This is a genomic window from Streptomyces sp. MP131-18 (genome assembly GCF_001984575.1).
In the GTDB taxonomy this organism is placed as follows: domain Bacteria; phylum Actinomycetota; class Actinomycetes; order Streptomycetales; family Streptomycetaceae; genus Streptomyces; species Streptomyces johnsoniae.
In genome coordinates this window covers 3,491,113-3,508,777 of the sequence record NZ_LZNS01000001.1, presented here as the reverse complement: position 1 = coordinate 3,508,777, position 17,665 = coordinate 3,491,113, and the positions used below count along the sequence as shown (strand labels likewise).

General features: G+C 73.6%; 17 protein-coding genes. 7 read left to right on the top strand and 10 right to left on the bottom strand.

What is annotated here, in order from left to right; translation table 11 throughout:
- The first annotated feature begins 106 nt into the window (after positions 1-106).
- Complete coding sequence (locus STBA_RS15655; protein ID WP_253194752.1) at positions 107-2,032, top strand: heavy metal translocating P-type ATPase; 1,926 nt, start codon at positions 107-109, stop codon at positions 2,030-2,032.
- A 128-nt stretch (positions 2,033-2,160) separates the two neighbouring features.
- Here the strand turns inward: STBA_RS15655 and STBA_RS15650 are convergent, their stop codons facing one another.
- Positions 2,161-2,868, bottom strand: coding sequence for a TetR/AcrR family transcriptional regulator (locus STBA_RS15650; protein ID WP_077059843.1), 708 nt, complete (start codon positions 2,866-2,868; stop codon positions 2,161-2,163).
- A gap of 208 nt (positions 2,869-3,076) precedes the next feature.
- Between STBA_RS15650 and STBA_RS15645 the strand changes: the two genes are divergently transcribed.
- Positions 3,077-4,483, top strand: coding sequence for an MFS transporter (locus STBA_RS15645; RefSeq protein ID WP_253195237.1), 1,407 nt, complete (start codon positions 3,077-3,079; stop codon positions 4,481-4,483).
- 175 nt (positions 4,484-4,658) lie between these two features.
- Positions 4,659-5,033: a phosphoribosyltransferase family protein gene (locus tag STBA_RS15640; RefSeq protein ID WP_216355932.1), complete on the top strand. Its 375-nt coding sequence runs from the start codon at positions 4,659-4,661 to the stop codon at positions 5,031-5,033.
- Here STBA_RS15640 and STBA_RS15635 read toward each other — a convergent pair.
- Entirely contained in the window at positions 5,030-5,671 is a 642-nt protein-coding gene (locus STBA_RS15635) for a VTT domain-containing protein (protein WP_253194750.1), read from the bottom strand. The two genes, STBA_RS15640 and STBA_RS15635, sit on opposite strands and share 4 nt — an antisense overlap.
- A 63-nt stretch (positions 5,672-5,734) precedes the next feature.
- The gene (locus STBA_RS15630; RefSeq protein ID WP_077059840.1) at positions 5,735-6,718 is read right to left on the bottom strand and encodes a BtrH N-terminal domain-containing protein; all 984 of its coding nucleotides are present in this window, start codon (positions 6,716-6,718) and stop codon (positions 5,735-5,737) included.
- Positions 6,719-6,789: 71 nt separating this feature from the next.
- On the opposite strand from STBA_RS15630, the gene STBA_RS15625 reads away from it, so the two are divergent.
- Entirely contained in the window at positions 6,790-7,164 is a 375-nt protein-coding gene (locus STBA_RS15625; protein WP_143659489.1) for a hypothetical protein, read from the top strand.
- A gap of 218 nt (positions 7,165-7,382) precedes the next feature.
- Here STBA_RS15625 and STBA_RS15620 read toward each other — a convergent pair whose 3' ends face one another.
- Entirely contained in the window at positions 7,383-8,195 is an 813-nt protein-coding gene (locus tag STBA_RS15620) for a family 16 glycosylhydrolase (RefSeq protein ID WP_077059838.1), read from the bottom strand.
- Positions 8,196-8,437: 242 nt separating this feature from the next.
- Between STBA_RS15620 and STBA_RS15615 the strand changes: the two genes are divergently transcribed.
- Positions 8,438-9,208, top strand: a complete 771-nt coding sequence (locus STBA_RS15615; protein ID WP_077059837.1) for a class I SAM-dependent methyltransferase — start codon at positions 8,438-8,440, stop codon at positions 9,206-9,208.
- On the opposite strand, the gene STBA_RS37805 is transcribed toward STBA_RS15615, so the two are convergent.
- Positions 9,194-9,358 carry a hypothetical protein gene (locus STBA_RS37805; protein WP_171987604.1) on the bottom strand — a complete coding sequence of 55 codons (165 nt, stop codon included), beginning with the start codon at positions 9,356-9,358 and terminating at the stop codon, positions 9,194-9,196. The genes STBA_RS15615 and STBA_RS37805 overlap by 15 nt on opposite strands.
- 170 nt (positions 9,359-9,528) lie before the next feature.
- Here STBA_RS37805 and STBA_RS15610 point away from each other — a divergent pair, with 170 nt between their 5' ends.
- Positions 9,529-10,263 (top strand): D-Ala-D-Ala carboxypeptidase family metallohydrolase, encoded by a 735-nt coding sequence (locus STBA_RS15610; RefSeq protein ID WP_077059836.1) that lies wholly within the window; start codon positions 9,529-9,531, stop codon positions 10,261-10,263.
- Between the two features lie 27 nt (positions 10,264-10,290).
- Here the strand turns inward: STBA_RS15610 and STBA_RS38315 are convergent, their stop codons facing one another.
- The 5 genes from STBA_RS38315 to STBA_RS15585 form a co-directional block, all read right to left on the bottom strand.
- Positions 10,291-10,545, bottom strand: a complete 255-nt coding sequence (locus STBA_RS38315; protein ID WP_077059835.1) for a hypothetical protein — start codon at positions 10,543-10,545, stop codon at positions 10,291-10,293.
- 157 nt (positions 10,546-10,702) lie between these two features.
- Positions 10,703-11,824 (bottom strand): aromatic ring-hydroxylating dioxygenase subunit alpha, encoded by a 1,122-nt coding sequence (locus STBA_RS15600; protein ID WP_077059834.1) that lies wholly within the window; start codon positions 11,822-11,824, stop codon positions 10,703-10,705.
- A 2-nt stretch (positions 11,825-11,826) separates the two neighbouring features.
- Positions 11,827-12,978: an N-methyl-L-tryptophan oxidase gene (gene solA / locus STBA_RS15595; RefSeq protein ID WP_077059833.1), complete on the bottom strand. Its 1,152-nt coding sequence runs from the start codon at positions 12,976-12,978 to the stop codon at positions 11,827-11,829.
- A gap of 73 nt (positions 12,979-13,051) precedes the next feature.
- Positions 13,052-15,478: an FAD-dependent oxidoreductase gene (locus tag STBA_RS15590; RefSeq protein ID WP_077059832.1), complete on the bottom strand. Its 2,427-nt coding sequence runs from the start codon at positions 15,476-15,478 to the stop codon at positions 13,052-13,054.
- Positions 15,479-15,618: 140 nt separating this feature from the next.
- On the bottom strand, positions 15,619-16,404 hold the full coding sequence (locus tag STBA_RS15585; RefSeq protein WP_077059831.1) for an IclR family transcriptional regulator: 786 nt from the start codon (positions 16,402-16,404) through the stop codon (positions 15,619-15,621).
- Between the two features lie 81 nt (positions 16,405-16,485).
- On the opposite strand from STBA_RS15585, the gene STBA_RS15580 reads away from it, so the two are divergent.
- Positions 16,486-17,664, top strand: a complete 1,179-nt coding sequence (locus tag STBA_RS15580) for a lycopene cyclase family protein (RefSeq protein ID WP_253194748.1) — start codon at positions 16,486-16,488, stop codon at positions 17,662-17,664.
- Position 17,665 lies beyond the last annotated feature (1 nt).

Sequence of the window (17,665 nt, the reverse complement as noted above, 5' to 3'; positions counted from 1 at the left end):
CGGAGCACCATTCGCATGAATGGTTGTTCATTCTTTCCTGTATGGTGCCCCGGGAGCCAGTCCTCCGCCCGCCTCCCGAAGGGCCTCCGCCGCCATGACTGTTGCCATGACCGCCGCCCCGCGCCGCCGCACCCGCATACTCGGGCTCCCCGAAGCGCGCTGGGCCTCGGCGGCGCTGCTGCTGTTCCTCCTCGCGCTGCCGCTCGACCTGCTCGGCGCCCCGGCCCCGCTCTGCGGCGCCCTCTACGCCGCCACCTACGTCACCGGCGGCTGGGGGCCGGGTCTGGAAGGGCTCAAAGCGCTCGGGAACCGGACCCTGGACGTCGACCTGCTGATGGTCGTCGCCGCCCTGGGCGCCGCGTCGATCGGGCAGGTGCGCGACGGGGCGCTGCTGATCGTCATCTTCGCCACCTCCGGGGCGCTGGAGGCGATGGCCACCGCCCGTACCGCGGACTCCGTGCGCGGGCTGCTCGACCTGGCCCCGGCCACCGCCACCCGGCTGCTGCCCGACGGCGGCGAGGAGACCGTTCCCGCGGAGGCGCTGGCCGTCGGCGACGCGATCCTGGTCAGGCCGGGTGAGCGCGTCGGCGCCGACGGCCGGGTCCTGGACGGGCGCAGCGACGTCGACCAGGCCACCGTCACCGGGGAGCCGCTGCCCGCGGCCAAGGTGCCGGGCGACGAGGTCTTCGCAGGAACGGTCAACGGCACCGGCGCCCTGCGCGTCCGCGTCGAACGCGACCCCGCCGACTGGGTCGTCGCGCGCATCGTGCGGTTGGTCGAGTCGGCCTCCGCGACCAAGGCGCCGACCCAGCTGTTCATCGAGAAAATCGAACGGCGCTACTCCGTCGGCATGGTGGCCGCCACCCTCGTCCTCCTGCTCGTGCCGCCCGCGCTGGGCGCCGACCTGGAGTCGTCCCTCCTCAGGGCCATGACGTTCATGATCGTCGCCTCCCCGTGCGCCGTCGTCCTGGCGACGATGCCGCCCTTGCTCTCGGCCATCGCGAACGCCGGCCGGCATGGCGTGCTGGTCAAGTCCGCCGTCGTGATGGAACGCCTCGCACAGGTCGACGCCGTCACGTTCGACAAGACGGGCACCCTGACCGAGGGCACGCCCCGCGTCACCGGCGTCCACCCGCTCGACGGCGCCGGCATCGGCGCCGACGCGCTGCTGGCCCTCGCCGCCGCGGCCGAACGTCCCAGCGAACACCCGCTCGCCCGCGCCGTCGTCGGCGAGGCGCGTGCCCGCGGCCTGCGCCTCGCCGCGGCGGCGGACTTCGCCGCCGTCCCCGGCGTCGGGGTCACCGCCACCGTGGACGGCGTCACCGTGCGCGTCGGTGCCCCGGCAGCGCTCCTGCCCGCCGTGCCCGCCGCGGCGGCGGACCTGGAGGAACGGGGCCACACCGCCGTCGTCGTGCTGCGCGACGGCGTACCGGCCGGGGTGATCGGCCTCGCGGACCGGCTGCGCCCCGATGCGGCCGGTGCCGTGGCCGCGCTGACCGCGCTCACCGGCGCGCCGCCCGCGCTGCTGACCGGTGACAACGAACGGGCCGCCGCGCGGCTGGCCGCGGAGGCCGGGATCGCCGACGTCCGCGCCGGGCTGCTCCCGCAGGACAAAGTGGCGGCGGTCGCGCAGGCCCGGGCGGCCGGGCGGAAGGTGCTGCACGTCGGCGACGGTGTCAACGACGCCCCCGCCCTGGCCGCCGCGCACACCGGTATCGCCATGGGCGGGACCGGGGCGGACCTGGCCCTGGAGACCGCGGACGCGGTCGTGGTCCGCGACGAGCTCGCCGCCGTTCCCGCCGTGCTGTCCCTCGCGCGCTCCGCACGCCGCCTCGTCGTGCAGAACCTCGTCATCGCGGGCACGTTCATCGCCGTGCTGGTGACCTGGGACCTGGCCGGCCACCTGCCGCTGCCGCTCGGCGTCGCCGGGCACGAGGGCTCCACCGTACTCGTCGGCCTCAACGGGCTGCGCCTGCTGCGCCGGAACGCCTGGGACCCGGGCGTGGGCGTTACCGCGGGCCGCGGTCGCTAGGGCCCGTCTTCAAAGGGGCTGCCCGGCTCGCGACGACTGGCATCCCCTCTGGCTGCGTTGCCGAATCACCCAAGTACGCCCAGTACGAGGGCGATCCGGCGCCTTGCCAGAGGGGCGCCATCCGCCGCTCACTGATCGGACGCCCCTTTGAAGACGGACCCTAGTCGCGCTTCGAGGCCGTCGAGCAGGTAGGCGAGCCCGGCGGTGAAGCTGCCCGTCCAGTCGTCGTCGTACAGGTATCCGTTCGCGGCCAGGGTGGGGTAGCGGTCGCGGTGCGTCAGCAACTGCTCCTGGCCGATGCGGCGTTCCTCGTCGGTGATGTGCAGGGCGGTCTCGGTGGAGGCGCTGCCCATCACGTGGTTGTACAGGGCCCAGGTCGCGGCCGAGAGGGCGGGCCCCGCGAACCCGGCGCGGGCCAGCGTGGACTGGAGGACCTCCATCCAGGCCAGGAAGTTGGGCCCGATGGTCGGCCGCCGACGGGCGGGGACGGCCGCGGCCCAGGGGTGGCGCAGCAGCGCGGTGCGCCAAGCCGTCAGCACGGTGGTGACGTCCTCGCGCCAGTGGGCGGCGTGTCCTGTGCCCGCCGGCACCTCGCCGAAGACGGCGTCGACGGCCAGGTCGATGACGTCGTCCTTCGTGTCGACGTGCCAGTAGAGGGACGGGGCGACGACGGCGAGCCGGTCGGCGAGTCTGCGCATGGTGAGCCGGTCGATGCCCTCCTCGTCGAGGAGCGCGACGGCCGCCTCGACGATGCGCGTGACCGTCAGCGGCGGCTCGCCCCTGGTGGCGCGGCGCGGCCGCAGCCACACGCTCCGCACGTCGCCCGCCTTGGCCATCGCGCCTCACCCGACTCCTGATCCGTGCCCGTCCACCGGTGGCGCCAGTGTAGTAGCGTGTTCGCCATCTCTAACGATGTTAGGGAAATCGAATCACGTTAGACAGGGGTGGCCGGTGGCGGACACGACGCAGGAATCACAGGAGTCACAGTCGGAGTCGGAGTCGGAGTCGCAGTCGGGGGCTTTCGGGCGGCAACGGCGGTGGACGCTGCTCGCGGTGAGCGCGGCCCAGCTGCTGGTCGTGCTCGACGGGACGATCGTCAACATCGCGCTGCCCTCCGCGCAGCAGGCACTCGGCATGTCCGACGCCAACCGGCAGTGGGCGATCACCGCCTACGCGCTGGCGTTCGGCGGGCTGCTGCTGATCGGCGGCCGGGTCAGCGGCGCACTCGGCCACCGGCGCGCGTTCGCCATCGGTCTCGCCGGCTTCGCCGCCGCGTCCGCCCTCGGCGGCGCGGCCCCCAACCCCGGAACGCTGTTCGCCGCGCGCGCCCTCCAGGGCGTCTTCGCCGCCCTGCTCGCGCCCGCCGGACTCTCGCTGCTGACCACCACGTTCACCGGCACCCGCGAACGCGGCCGGGCCCTGGGCGTGTTCGCCGCGGTCGGCGCCGCCGGCTCGGCCATCGGCCTCGTCGCCGGGGGCCTGCTGACCGAGTACGCCAACTGGCGCTGGTGCCTCTACATCAACGTGCCCGTCGCGCTGCTCGCCGTGCTCGGCACCGCCCTGGTGCCCGCGGACCCGCCGGGCCGCGGCGGCGGGCGGCTCGACGTGCCCGGGGCCCTGCTGAGCACCGCAGGCTTCGCCTCGCTGGTGTACGCGTTCAACGAGGCCGAACCGCACGGCTGGGGCGCGCCGCGGGTGCACGCCCTGCTCGCCGCGGGCGTCCTGCTGCTGGCCGCGTTCGCCGCCGTCGAGCTGCGGAGCCGGGGCCCGCTGCTGCCGATGCGCGTCGTCCTGTACCGCGCCAGGGGCGGCGCGTTCCTCGCCATCTCGCTGATGTTCGTGGCGATGTTCGGCTTCTACCTCTTCATGAGCTACTACACGCAGACGGTGCTCGGCTACACGCCGGTGCAGGCCGGACTGACGCTCATCATCAACGCGCTGGCCGCGCTGGCCGGTTCGACGCTGATCGCCGGACGGCTGCACGGCCGCGTCCCGCCGGTGGCGCTCATCGTTCCCGGACTGCTCGCCGCCGCCGCCGGTCTCGCCATCCTGACCCGCCTGAGTGCGGACAGCAGCCACGTCCTGGCCCTGTACCTGGTGCCCGCGCTCGTCCTCACCGGCCTCGGCCTCGGCTGCGTCATGCCGCCGACCGCGGGCCTGGCCACCGCGGGCATGGACCACCACGACATCGGCGCCGCCTCGGCCGCCTACCACGCGTCCCAGCAACTCGGCGCGGCACTCGGCACCGCACTCCTCAACACCGTCGCGGCGAGCGCCACCGCCGCCCACTTCACCGCACACCCGGACACCACGCCGGACGCCGCAACCGTGCACGGCTACACGACCGCGCTGACCGTGGCCCTCGCCATCCTGCTGGCCGCCGCCTGCCTCGTGGCACTCCTGAGCACCAGGTCAAGGCGCGGGCCACGCTCCGCGGAGCCGGTGGGCTGAGGTGGCGGTGAGGGGAAAACGTTCGGCCCGTGGGGGGTGGCGCGGCAGGATGCCGGGGCATGACCGCTTCTGCGCGCGAGCTGCTGCTGAGCCGGTTCGGCTGGGTTGACGGCCATGCGGATATCTGGCCGGCGTTCCGGGACGCCGACACGTTCGCCGCCTGATCCGCGAGCTGGTGGCGCCGTTCCGCGGTGTGGGCGTCACCGCGGTCTGCGGCATCGAATCCCGCGGGTTCCTGCTGGGCGGGGCGGCGGCACTGGCGCTCGGCGCCGGGTTCGCCGCCGTGCGCAAGGGAGACGGGCTGTTCCCCGGCGCGAAGCTGACGGTGCGCACGCGGCCGGATTACCGCGGGCTGCGGCACGAGCTGCGGATGCGGCGGTCCGCGCTCGGCCCGGGGGACGTGGTGCTGTTCGTGGACGACTGGATCGGGACCGGCGGCCAGGCCCTCGCCGTCCGCGAGCTGGTCGCCGCCACCGGCGCGCCGTTCGTCGGCTGCGCCGCCGTCGTCGACGAAGTGCGGCCCGCGGCCCGGGAAGCGCTCGGGACCTAATCCGCCCTGGTGGCCGCGGCCGACCTGCCGGCCGCCCGAGCCCGCGGACGGGCACGCCGCCACACCGCCGCCGCGCCGGTCACGGCGAGGCCCGCGGCGGCGGCGAGCCACAGCGCGGGCGAGGACGGCGAGGCCGCCGCCGCCCCGGCCAGCACGGCGGCCGCGTTGCCCGGCACGGTGCCGAGCAGCGTCGCGGCGGCGAACGGCAGCCACCCCACCCGGCAGGCCGCGGCACCCAGGTTCACGGCCGCGAACGGCACCACCGGAAGCAGCCGCAGCACCAGCACGCCGGTGAACGCCCGCTCCGACAGCCGCCGTTCGAGCGCCGCGACGACACCGTGTCGCGGCAGCAGCGGGCGCAGCGCGAACCGCCCGGTGGCGAACGCCGCCAGGGCACCGAGCGTGGTGCCCGCGGCGGCCACGGCGAGTCCTGGCCCGATCCCGAATGCCGCGCCCGCGGCGGCGCTGAGCGCCGGCTTGGGCACGAACACCAGCGTCCCCAGCGCATACCCGGCCACGAACAACGGCCACGCCGTTCCCCGCCCCGGCACCCCGTCACCGACCACGAACGCGGCACAGGCGCCCCCCACGAGCAGCAGGGCGAGGAGCGTGGCCCGCAGAAGTCGGTGTCCGTGCACGCAAGGAATCACACCACTCCGCACGCCGGCGGTCACGCCCGGGCCCGGGCGGCGGGCGCCGGGCTAGAGCATGCTGAGTGCCTGCATCGCGTCGCGTTCGATGCGCGAGAGCTCGTGGAGGATGGCACCGGCCTGCACGAGGTTCTCCGCGTCGCCGGATTCGCCTGCTGCCGCGACGAGTGCGGCCACCTGTGTCCAGCGGGTGGCGGCCTCGGTGTACAGGCGATGGCCCGTGCGCAGGTGGCTGCTGTCGATCAGCCGGACACACTCGGCGAGGAAGTCCCGGTAAAGATTGCGGAACAGGGCGCCGCCGGTGCCGGCCTGCTCCATGAGAAGTGCGGCCCGTGGCAGGTCCTCCCGCGGATTGTCGCTGCGCGTCAGCCACTTCGGCACCTGCCTGGCGGCCTTCTCGATGCCGCGGTGGCCCAGGTTCGCGATGGGCGGGTTCAGGAAGGCGTCGGCGCAGGTCTTGATCGCGGGGATGATGCGGTCCTGCGGTGCTGCCGGGCCGCCGGGTGCCGTGAGGGTGAAGGAGCGGTGCCTGGCGGTCATCGGGCCGCGTTCGGCCCTGGCTTTGGCCAGGCCGGTGAGGCTGGTCGAGACGGCGCCGCCCTGCGGGGCGGTGTCCACCAGGTAGGCGTTCTCTTCGTCGTAGCCGTACATGGCCACGACGTGCCCGCCGAAGTGCACCCTGGTGCCGAAGTAGTCCAGGTGGTAGCTGTCGAGCTGAAGGCCGACCGGCCGGCCGGCGTCGATGGGCGCCGCCACGTGCTGCCATGCCTTGCGCGGTGAGGTGGTCTCCCCGACCCGGAGCTCGAGTCCGAGTGCGGCGGCCACGTTCCTGGTGAGCACGAACGGCTTGACCCGGCCGCCCAGGAAGGGGAAGCCCATGGCTTTGCTGTCCCAGTAGATGAAGGACAGCCCGGAGCCGAGACCGAACAGCATGGGCTCGGACAAGTCGAGTCCCTCATGCCGCAGGAGCACGCCGAGCGCCGTCGTCTCGCAGTGCTGCATACCGCGGACATCGACGTCTTTCACCATGGCCATGCAGCTCATTCTCCCCCTCACCGGACGACAGCGCCGCGGCTGGGCGTGCGGCGGCACGGCATACTGTGCGGATGTCGACAGCAGAATCCATAGCAGAACCCATAGCAGAACCCATAGCCCGGCTGCGTGAAGTCCTCGTGCTGCTCGAATCCTTCCACGAACCTGCCGACATCCGCCGTGCCCCCGCACTGGAGGGCGCCGTCGACAAGGTGGTCTCCTCCGCCGCTGAGCTGGTCGATGTCACGGAGCCCGAGAACCTACAGCGGCTCGCCCTGGCCGTCAAAGCCATCAAGGCCGCGCAGAAGGCGGCACGCGCCCACCGCCGCAACCCCCTGACGCGCCCGCTCTCCCACGCGCGCTTCGCGCTGAAGGTCGGCTCGGCCCAAGGCGCGGTTCAGGGCGTGGTGGACAGGCTGGACCCCGCGGACACACCCCCGTCCTCCTGAACGGCCCCTCGCTCCAGCGGCGTCCGGTCCCGGGCGGGGACGGCCTCGATCACGGAGACCAGCGCCGCGGAGGGCGGCCGTGAGAAGTTCGCCCTCCTGCGGGTGCTCGTGGGCCCGGGCCTGCGCCGCTCCGGAACGTACCGCCTCCGCCGGCCGGCCCCACGGCTGGCACGGGCGGGGCCGGCCGCCTCGGCACCCGGCCCCGCCCGCCGCGGGTGTCAGGCCCGGGAGCGGCCGACGTAGATGTTGCGTGCGCGGTAGTGGGTGTCGGTGGTGGGTCCCGAGGAGCCCGACGAGCCTTCCATCTGAAGGTTGATGATGATCCACATCGGCCTGCCGACGAAGTCGGCGCCCCGGTGCTGTCCGACCCACTGGTCGTCGAGGTAGTAGTGGATGTCGACGTCGGTGGCGCCGGCCTTGGAGATCCAGGCGCGGTAGCCGTGCCAGGAGCCCGGGTCGGAGACGTTGACGATGGTGTTGGACCAGCCACCGGAGGCGTTCTTATAGGTGTTGAACCAGTTCCGTGCGTCTCCCTTGTACTCCAGGATGTCGCTTTCCGGCGGCCAGCTGTTGACGCCGGTCAGCCAGAACGCCGGCCAGGTGCCGCGCCCGGACGGGGCCTGGAACTCCCCCTTCACCTCCCACTGGGGAAATTCGTCGCTGACCACGACGTGCTGTTTGGCGTGCACCGCGCCGGAGTGGTAGCGGATCGGCAAATACGGGTCGGCCGAGCTGTTTCCCTCGTCCCAGTTGATGCGGGTCGCCTTGAGCGTCAGGGCATTGCCGTCCAGATAGACGTGGTTGTGGTCGGTGCTGGACGCGTACATCCGGGCGGTGCCGTTGTGGTCGGAGCCCCACGGGTAGCGGTAGTTCCACGTCGCCTCAAGCGACGCGTAGCTCGTGAACGAGTCGTTGATGACCGTTTCCCAGGCGGCCGCCGTGGCCGCCGTGGCGGGCCGTGCCAGGCCGAGCGCCGTGCCGGCCAGTCCGGCGCCGCCGGCCACCAGGAAACGTCGTCTGTTGTGCGCCATGCCGTTTCACCCTTCTCGTCAGGTACCGGGCGGCGCGGAATACTCGCGCCGCCCGTGAAACCGCGCAGCCGGCCGGTCGGCCGGTCGTTCGTTCGTTCGGATGCGATGTCACCGTCGTCCCGCCGCGATACCGCGTCAATCGGCCCCAACTCAAGCAATCACAAACAATCAGTTGCGTTCATCGAGCGGGGTGGACGAAAACCGGTCGACACCGGGGACCGCTTCCGGAATCGTTCGGCGGCATGCGACACGAAGACGTCTGGAACGTCCAGGTTGCCCAGAGTTACGACACGCCGGGCGCGGGCATGTTCGCCCCCGAGGTCCTGGAGCCGGCGGTGGACCGCCTCGCCGAACTCGCCGCCGGAGGACGGGCGCTGGAGTTCGCCATCGGAACGGGCCGGGTGGCCGTCCCGCTGGCGCGACGCGGAGTGCCGGTCGCCGGTGTCGAGTTGTCGCGGCCGATGCTCGGCCAACTGCGCACGAAGGCGGACGAGGCGACGATCCCGGTCGTCGTCGGCGATATGGCGACCGCCCGCGTACCGGGGGTGTTCCAACTCGTCTACCTCGTCTACAACGCGGTCTCCAACCTGCTCACCCAGCCGGAACAGGTCGCGTGCTTCCGGAACGCCGCCCGTCATCTCGCGCCGGGCGGACGGCTGGTCATCGAGCTGTGGGTGCCCCAGCTGAGGGAGCTGCCGCCCGGCCGGCAGGCGGTGGTCTCGCAGTCCGAGGAGGGGTACGTCTGCCTGGACACCTTCGACGTCCTGCGCCAGCAGGTCGTGTCCCACAACATCTGGTTCGAGGAAGGCGAGCGGGCGCGGGTGTTCCGCAGCCCGCACCGCTACGTCTGGCCGGCCGAGCTGGACCTCATGGCCCAACTGGCCGGGTTCGAGCTGGAGTTCCGGCACGCGGACTGGCAGGGCGCGGAGTTCACCGCCGAGTCGAGGTCCCACGTCTCCGTCTACCGGCTGCCGGACGGCGACTGGGCACCGGCCCCCTCAGGGGCCGGCTGACCCGACGGCGAGGCGGCGGGCGAACGCGGCGGCGCCCAGGGCGCGGCGGGCCGCCGCCGCGATGCGGTCGACGTCGGTGCGTTCGGCCGGGGGGGAGCGGTGCACCGACGGCGTTGCGGGCGGCGGCGGCGCGGCCGAGCCGGACAGCACCACCCTCCGTCACGCCGAAGCCGGACGACCGTCACGCCGAAGCCGGACGGCGGCCGGACGGGCCGAGCGGCGGCAGGCGGCCGTGATGCTGCGCGATACGCCGGGTTGACGCGCGTTGACTGCGTCGGTCACTCTCATGAGGTCCGTCCCTCGTTATCAACGGAGGAAGTATGTTCGCGCGCGTTGTGCGTGTCCTACTGGCTATTGTCATGATCTCGTCAGCAGCGGTGGTCGGTACGGTCGCCACCGCCGGTACCGCCCACGCCGACGGCTGCTACACCTGGAACCGCACCCTCAAGGAGGGGATGGAGGGCTCGGACGTCCGCCAGCTCCAGATCCGGGTGTCCGGTTACCCCGGCTACGGCAACGTTCTGGCCCTGGACGGCAAGTTCGGGCCGGCCACGGAGGCGGCCGTCACCCGCTTCCAGCGGGCGTACGGGCTGGCGGCCGACGGCGTCGCCGGGCCCAACACGTTCAACCGGATCTACGCCCTCCAGGACAACGACTGCACCCCGATCCACTTCACCTACAGCGAAATGAACAAGTGCAACTCCAGCTGGTCCGGCGGTGCCGTGAGCGCTTCCACGGCCCGGGCCAACGCCCTGGTCAGCATGTGGAAGCTGGAGGCCATGCGGCACGCCCTCAACGACCGTCCGCTCCAAGTCAGCAGCGGCTTCCGCTCCCGCGCGTGCAACGATGCCGCGGGCGGTGCCTCCAACAGCCGCCACATGTACGGTGACGGCGTCGACCTGGTCGGCAGCCACTCGTTCTGCACGCTCGCCCGGCAGGCCCGCAACCACGGCTTCGCCTCGATCCTGGGCCCCGGTTACTCGGGCCACAACGACCACGTACACCTCTCGACCCGCTCCTCCCGCTACTGGTCGGCCCCCAGCTGCGGGATCTGACCTGGCCCACGGACCGGCCCCGGCGCCCTACGGCACCGAGGCCGGTCCGGCTCCCGGTGCCCCACGCCCGTGCCGGGCGGGCACCGGGCCGAGGGGCAAGCCGACACCGGCGAGGCGGCCTGCGGCCAGCGTGCGACCGGTGCCGCTGACCACCGTCCGCCCGCCGGGCGAGGCGCGCCGGACCAGGTACCCGACGCCGTGCAGCACCTGTACCGGCCCGGCCACGACCGGCAACACGACCCCGTCACCCACGACGACGGTCACGTCAGCCGTGGCTTCCACGTCTCACAGTCCGTGTGCCGCCCGGCGCGGCCTCAAGACGGGCAGCCCACATATCCGGACTCACGGACTCACGGACTCACGGCTTCCGGCAGTTCGGTCCTGAGGGCCGGGGCGGGCCGTCGTCCGGCCGGCGGGGGGAACGTCCCCGGCGGGGGCGTCATCGGAGCAGGGATGTCACCCAGTGGTGGAATTCGGTGATGTGGTGTTCGGTCGGCACCAGCACGCCGCCCGTTCCGTAGGCGCGGGAGTGCATCGCGGGCTGGGTGCGTTCGCAGGCGGCGAAGTCCTGTTCGTTGACGCGGTGGAACAGCTCCACGGAGGCGGATATGTCGGCGCCGGAGTCGATGACGTCGGCCGCGTACAGCCAGTCGCACTCCACCCGGGTCAGGTCGGGGGCCAGGGGGAACATGCGGTGCAGGATGACGTGGTCGGGCACGAGGTTGAGGAAGACCTGCGGGCGGACCGTGGTGGCGAAGTAGCGCCGGTCCTGTTCTTCGGCGAGGCCGGGCAGGCGGCCGAAGCCGGCTTGGCCGTCCACGGTGAAGCCTTCGGCGTCGCCGGAGAACTCGGCGCCGTGCCCCACGTAGGACTGCGCCGCGTACCCGCCGGCGAACTCGGGGAGCACCTGCACCAGTTCGGGGTGGATCGAGGCGCAGTGATAGCACTCCATGAAGTTCTCGACGATCAGTTTCCAGTTGGCGCGCACTTCGTAGCCGATGCGCCGCCCGAGCACCAGATCGGCGGGCCGGTAGCGTTCGACGGCCTCCGGATCGCCCAGGCGGGCGGTGACGGAGCCGATGACGGTCTCCTCGAACGACGGCGGCGTCTCGGCCAGGCACACCCACGCGTAGCCGAGCCATTCGCGCAGCGCGACGCCGATCAGGCCGTACTCGGCGCGGTCCACGCCGGGCACGTCGCGGAGGTTGGGCGCGGCGACCAGGCGGCCGTCGAGCCCGTAGGTCCAGGCGTGATACGGGCAGCGGAGGTTGCGCCGCACCTGGCCCGACTCCTCGGTGCACAACCGGGCGCCCCGGTGGCGGCAGACGTTGAGGAACGCGCGCAGGGCGCCGTCGCGCGCGCGGGTGATCAGCACGTTCTCGCGCCCCACGGTGACCGTGCGGAAGGAGCCGGGCGTCAGCAGGTCGCCGGCGCGCACGGCGCAGAACCAGCGGGTCTCGAAGATCAGTTCCTGCTCGCGGCGGAACGTGGCGGGGTCGGTGTAGGCGGAGCCGGGCAGGGTCGGGAGCAGGCCGGCTCGGGTGATCGGCGTCGTCGTCATGGCTACCGGCCTCCCAGCCGGCTCGGGCGGAACAGCTCGATGGGGTGGGGCGTGGTGCCGGTGAGGGCGAGGTCGGCGAGGATCTCGCCGACGACGGGGACGAATTTGAAGCCGTGGCCGGAGAATCCGCAGGCCACGGTGACCTGTTCGTGCGCCGGGTGCGGGGCGATCACGAAGTGCTCGTCGGGGGTGGTGGTGTACATGCACGTCACGGCGCGCAGCAGACGGCCGGGCAGGTCAGGCAGCCGGGCGCCGGCGTGCGCGGCCATCTCGCGCGCCTCCCGGGGGTGCACCGTGCGGTCGATGGTGTCGGGCGTGCAGACGCTGCCCTTGCGGAAGAACGCGACCTTCGCGCCGCCGTCGGGGCCCTCGATCGCGGGGAAGCCGTAGATCTGGGTGCCGGCCGCGTCCTCCCAGATGTAGACGGGGTGCCGCTCCGGCTCGAACGGCGCGGTGCCGCCGACCGGCGCGAACCAGTACATGACCTGCCGTTCGATGGTGAACGGCACGCCGAGGTCCGCCAGTTGCTCCGGCGCCCAGGCGCCGGGGCAGACCACCAGATGGCCGGCGGTGTACACGTCGTCCGGGGTCGTGACGCGCACGCCGCGCCCGCCGGGCAGCGCCGTCCAGTCGGTGACCGGCTCCTGGTAGTGCAGCTCGGCGCCCGCCGCCGCGGCCAGCTTCAGCTGCGCGGCGACCGTGGCCTCCGGGCGCAGCAGCCCGGCCCTGGCCTCGTACAGCGCGATCTCGTCGTCCTGCGGGGCGAGGGTGGGAAAGCGGGCGCGGATCTCCTTGGCATCGAGCAGCTCGTGCGGCAGCCCGTGGGCCGTGGCCGAGCGCAGGCTGCCCGCCACGGTCGTGCTGTCCGGGCGGCCGATCATGAGGCCGCCGCACAGCAGCGCGATGTCGCGGCCCGCCTCGCGTTCGAGACGTTCGTACAGCTCGTAGGCGCGCAGCAGCAGCGGAACGTAGTCGGGGCCCTCGAAGTAGGACTGCCGCGTGATGCGCGAACCGCCGTGGCTCGAGCCGCGGTCGTGGACCGGGCCGAAGCGTTCGAGGCCGAGCACGCGGGCGCCGCGCGCGGCGAGGTGGTCGGCGGCGGCGCTGCCCATGCCGCCCAGGCCGAGCACGATGACGTCGTAACGGGAAGCCATGCCTCTCCCTTCTCGCGTCCTGTCCCCGCGGTCGTGGCGGCCGCGCGGTCGTGGCGGCCGCGCGCGGCCCGCCTCAGCGGCGGATGCGGGTCATCTCCGGATCGAGCAGCGGCTCGGCGCGGACGGTGGCGGGCACCTTCTCGCCGAAGTACTCGATGTGCACGCCGGTGCCCGGCACCGCGACGGCGGCGGGCAGCCAGGCGTAGGCGATGGCGCGGCCGACGGTGTGGCCGAAGGCCGCGCTGGTGACGTAGCCGACGGGCCCCGCCGACGAGGCCGCGTACACCGGCTCGCTGCCGAGTACGAGGGCGGCGGGGTCGTCCAGCGTGAGGCAGGCCAGCCGGCGCCGCGCGGTTGCCTCCGACCGGTCCGCGAGGGCGTCGCGGCCGATGAAGTCGCCCTTGTCGGCGCGGACCGCGAAGCCGAGGCCCGCCTCGTACGGGTCGTGTTCCTGCGTCATGTCCACGCCCCAGGCTCGGTAGCCCTTCTCCAGCCGCAGGCTGTTGAACGCGGCGCGCCCGGCCGCGAGGACGCCGAGCCGCTGCCCGGCCTCCCACAGCGTGTCCCACAGCCGCAGGCCCAGGTCGGCGCTGGTGTACAGCTCCCAGCCCAGCTCGCCGACGTAACTCAGCCGCAGGGCAGTGACCGGCACATGGCCGATGTGCCCGCGCCTGGCCGTGAAGTAGCGGAACGCCTCGTGCGAGACGTCGATGTCGGCCAGCGGTTGGACGAGTTCCCTGGCCAGCGGGCCCCACACGCCCAGGCAGCAGGTGCCGGGCGTCAGGTCGCGGACGGCGACCGAGCCGTCCGCGGGCGCGTGCCGCAGCAGCCAGTCCGTGTCGAGCGGCCCGTTGCAGCCGATCTGCCAGCGGTCCTCGGCGAGGCGGGCGGCGGTGATGTCGGAACGGACCCCGCCCGCCTCGTCGAGCAGCAGCGTGTAGACCACCGCGCCCGGCCGGCGGCCGACCCGGCCGGTGGTGAGGCGGTCGAGGAAAGCGAGCGCGCCGGGGCCCGAGACCTCCAGGCGCTTCAGCGGGGTCATGTCGAACAGCGCGACGCGTTCGCGCGTGGCCAGGGCCTCGGCGGCGGCGATCGGCGACCAGTGGCGCGCGGCCCAGGAGTCGCGGGGCGGGGCGGCGCCGGGCGGCAGCGACTCGGCGAGCGGCGCGTTCGCCTCGAACCAGTGCGGGCGCTCCCAGCCCGCGGACTCCAGGAAGTATCCACCGAGTTCGCCGTGCCGCGGGTGGAAGGGGCTGGTGCGCAGCGGCCGGGGCCGCGCGGGCGGGTCGAGCGGGTGGATGATGTCGTAGACCTCGACGAAGCTCTGCGCGCCGCGGTCGGCGACGTAGGCGGGGGAGAGCTGCGCCTCCTCGAACCGGTGCACGTCGCAGGCGTGGATGTCGGTGCGGGGGCGGCCCTCGGCCAGCCATTCGGCGACGGCGCGGGCCACGCCCGCCGAGTGCGTCACCCAGACCGCCTCGGCCAGCCACAGGCCCGGCACCTCGCGGACCTGGCCGATGAGCGGCATGCCGTCCGGCGTGAACGAGAACACGCCGTCGAAGCCGTCCACTTCCGCCGCGTCCCCCACGCCGCGCAGGGCGGGGACCAGCTCGGCCGCGTCCCGCAGGGAAGGCGCGAACTCCGCCTCGGAGAACGGGAGTTCCGACGCGGTCAGGGCGGCGGGGTCGACGGGCATGGGCCGGTGGGCGTAGGAGCCGATGCCGAGCCGGTCGCCGTGCTGGCGGAGGTAGAGGTCGCGGTCCTGGTGGCGCAGGATCGGCAGGTTCGCGGCGGGGTCGAGGGCGGGCAGCGGCGCGGTGCGCGCGTACTGGTGGGCCAGTGGCAGGAGCGGCACGGTGACCTTGGCCATCGCGCCGACGACCGGGCCCCAGAAGCCGGCGGCGCACACGACGGCGTCGGCGGGCACGTCGCCCCGGTCGGTGCGCACGCCCCGCACGCGCCCGTCGGCGTCGCGTTCCAGGCCGGTGACGGTGTGCCCGCCGCGGAACGTCGCGCCGCGCGCGATGGCGCGTTCGGCCTGGAGGCGGCAGGCCAGGGCCGCGTCGGCGAGCCCGTCGTCCGGGGTGTGGAGGCCGCCGAGTACGCGGCCGGTGTCGAGCAGCGGCCACAGTTCGGCGCACCGGCCGGGAGTGACCGGCTCGGCCTCGACGCCCCAGGACGCGGCGAGGCCGGCCCGGCGGGACAGGTCGGCCAGACGCTCGGGCGTGGTGGCGACCTCAAGGCCGCCGACGGCGGAGAAGCAGCCGAGCGAGCGGTACTTGTCGATCGTGTACCGGGCGAACTCGGAGAGCACCTTGGCCGGGCTGGTCGCGAAGACCAGACCGGGCGCGTGGTAGCTGGAGCCGGGGCCCGCGAACAGCGGCCCGCGATCGAGCACGGTCACGTGCCGCAGCCCGCGGGCGGTCAGTTCGTCGGCGAGCGCACAGCCGACGATGCCCGCGCCGATGATGACGACATGCGTTCCTGCCTCCGCTGCCATGGCCCGCTCCTCTCACCGATGCGTTGCGCATGGCGCGCTGCGTTGCGCCATGTGGGACATGGTGAGAAGCGCTCCGGGCACTGTCAAGGGGGAGAAGGCACGGCGCACACAACGGAAAACGAACCGAAAATGGCCGGAAATCAACTGCCGTAGCCCAGGCGCCTGGACAGTTCGGCCGCCGCCGCCATGCAGCTTTCGGCCAGCGCCGACAGCCGGTCCCCGCCCATCCGGTACACGGGGCCCGAGACGCCGATCGCCCCGATCACCGTCCCGTCGTACCTGCGCACGGGCGCGGCCACCGCGTTCAGCCCGTCCTCCAGCTCCTGCTGCGTGACCGCGAAGCCGTCGGCCGCCACCGCGTCCGCCTCCGCCCGCAGCGCCGCGGGCGCGGTCACCGTGCGCTCGGTGAACCGCTCCTGCTCCTGCGCGAGCAGGGTCTCCCTGACGGGCGTCGGCAGCGCGGCGAGCAGCACCTTCCCGCTGGCCGTCGCGTGCAACGGGGTGCGCCGCCCGAGCCAGTTGTATGCCGCCACCTCGGCCGTGCCCCTGGCCTGCATGATGTTGACCGCGGCATCCCCGTCGAGCACCGCGACGTTGGCCGTCTCGCCGGATTCGTCCGCGAGCCACCGGCAGACCGGCGCGCTCTCCTGCGAGATGTCGAGCCGGATCGCGGCGGCCCCCGCCAGCCGCAGGATCCCGGCCCCCAGGTAGTACTTGCCGCGCTCCTTCTCCTGGTCCACGAGACCGCGGCTCTCCAGCGCCCAGAGCAGGCGCGACGCGGTCGACTTGTGCACGCCCAGCTCGTCCGCGATCTCGGTGACCCCGGCCCCGCCGTTCCTCGCCAGTACCTCGAGCACGCTCACGGCCCGGTCCACCGACTGAAGGGACCCGGCCACCCCCCGCCGCCCGTCATCACCGTCTGTCATGGGCCCAATCGTAGGCGCCGTCACCCCGGTGGACCCGTGTCGGGCGGCAGCGGTCCTGGCCGGCTGGTGGAGCATCGGGGGGTGGTGGATGCCGTAGTCGTCGGGGCCGGTGCGGCCGGGCTCTCCCTCGCGCACCGGCTCACCGGCGCGGCCGGGGCGGACGTGGTGCTCGTGACGGCGCCCGAGGGCCCGCTGCGCCCGGCCGAACGGACCTGGTGCTGGTGGGAGGCAGGTCCCGGGGAGTACGACGAGGCCGTGGTCGCCGCCTTCCCGCGGCTGCGCGTCCGCGGCCGGGCCGGGGACGTCGCCGAAAGGCGCCCGGGGGCGCTGCGTTACAAGATGCTGCGGTCCGGCGGCTTCGAGGCGCTGATCCGCGGGCGGCTCGCGGAACGGGCCGGGTTCAGGGCCGTGACGGCGGCGGTCAGCTCCGTGCGGGACGCGCCGGGCGGCGGCGCCGAGGTGCGCGGGACCGCGCCCGACGGGCGGCCCGTCGTGCTGCGCGCCCGCTGGGCGTTCGACTCGAGACCGCCGCGGCACCTGCCGCCCGCCCGCACCACGCTGCTCCAGCACTTCCGCGGCTGGTTCGTGCGGGCGGGGCGCGGCGCGTTCGAGCCGGGCGTGGCCGAACTGATGGACTTCAGAACCCCGCAGCCGCCGCGCGGCCTGTCGTTCGGCTACCTGCTGCCGCTCGGGGAGCGCGAAGCACTGGTCGAGTACACCGAGTTCTCGCCCGCCCCGCTCGCCGACGCCGCCTACGACCGCGCGCTGCGGCACTACACGCGGCACGTGCTCGGGCTCGCCGACCCGCACGTCACCGCCGTCGAACAGGGCGTCATCCCGATGACGGACGGCACCTTCCCGCGCCGTGCCGGGCGGTCGGTGTTCCGCATCGGCGTCGCGGGCGGGGCCGCGCGGCCCGCGACCGGCTACGCGTTCGCCGCCGTGCAGCGGCAGAGCCGCGCCATCGCCGACGCCTTCCGGCGCGGCCGGCCGCCGGTGCCGCCGCCCCCGCACTCGGCACGCTCCCGCGGCATGGACGCGGTGCTGCTCGCCGCCCTCGACGCCGGGCGGGTCAGCGGACCCGACGTGCTGACCCGGCTCTTCCACGAGGTGCCGACGGAACGCCTGCTGCGGTTCCTCGACGGGCGCACCCGCTGGTGGGAGGACGCCGCGGTCGGACTGCGCATGCCGGTAGGACCCATGCTGCGCACCGCGGCGGAACTGCCGTTCCGCCCGCGCCGGAACGCTTCGGGAAAGTGAG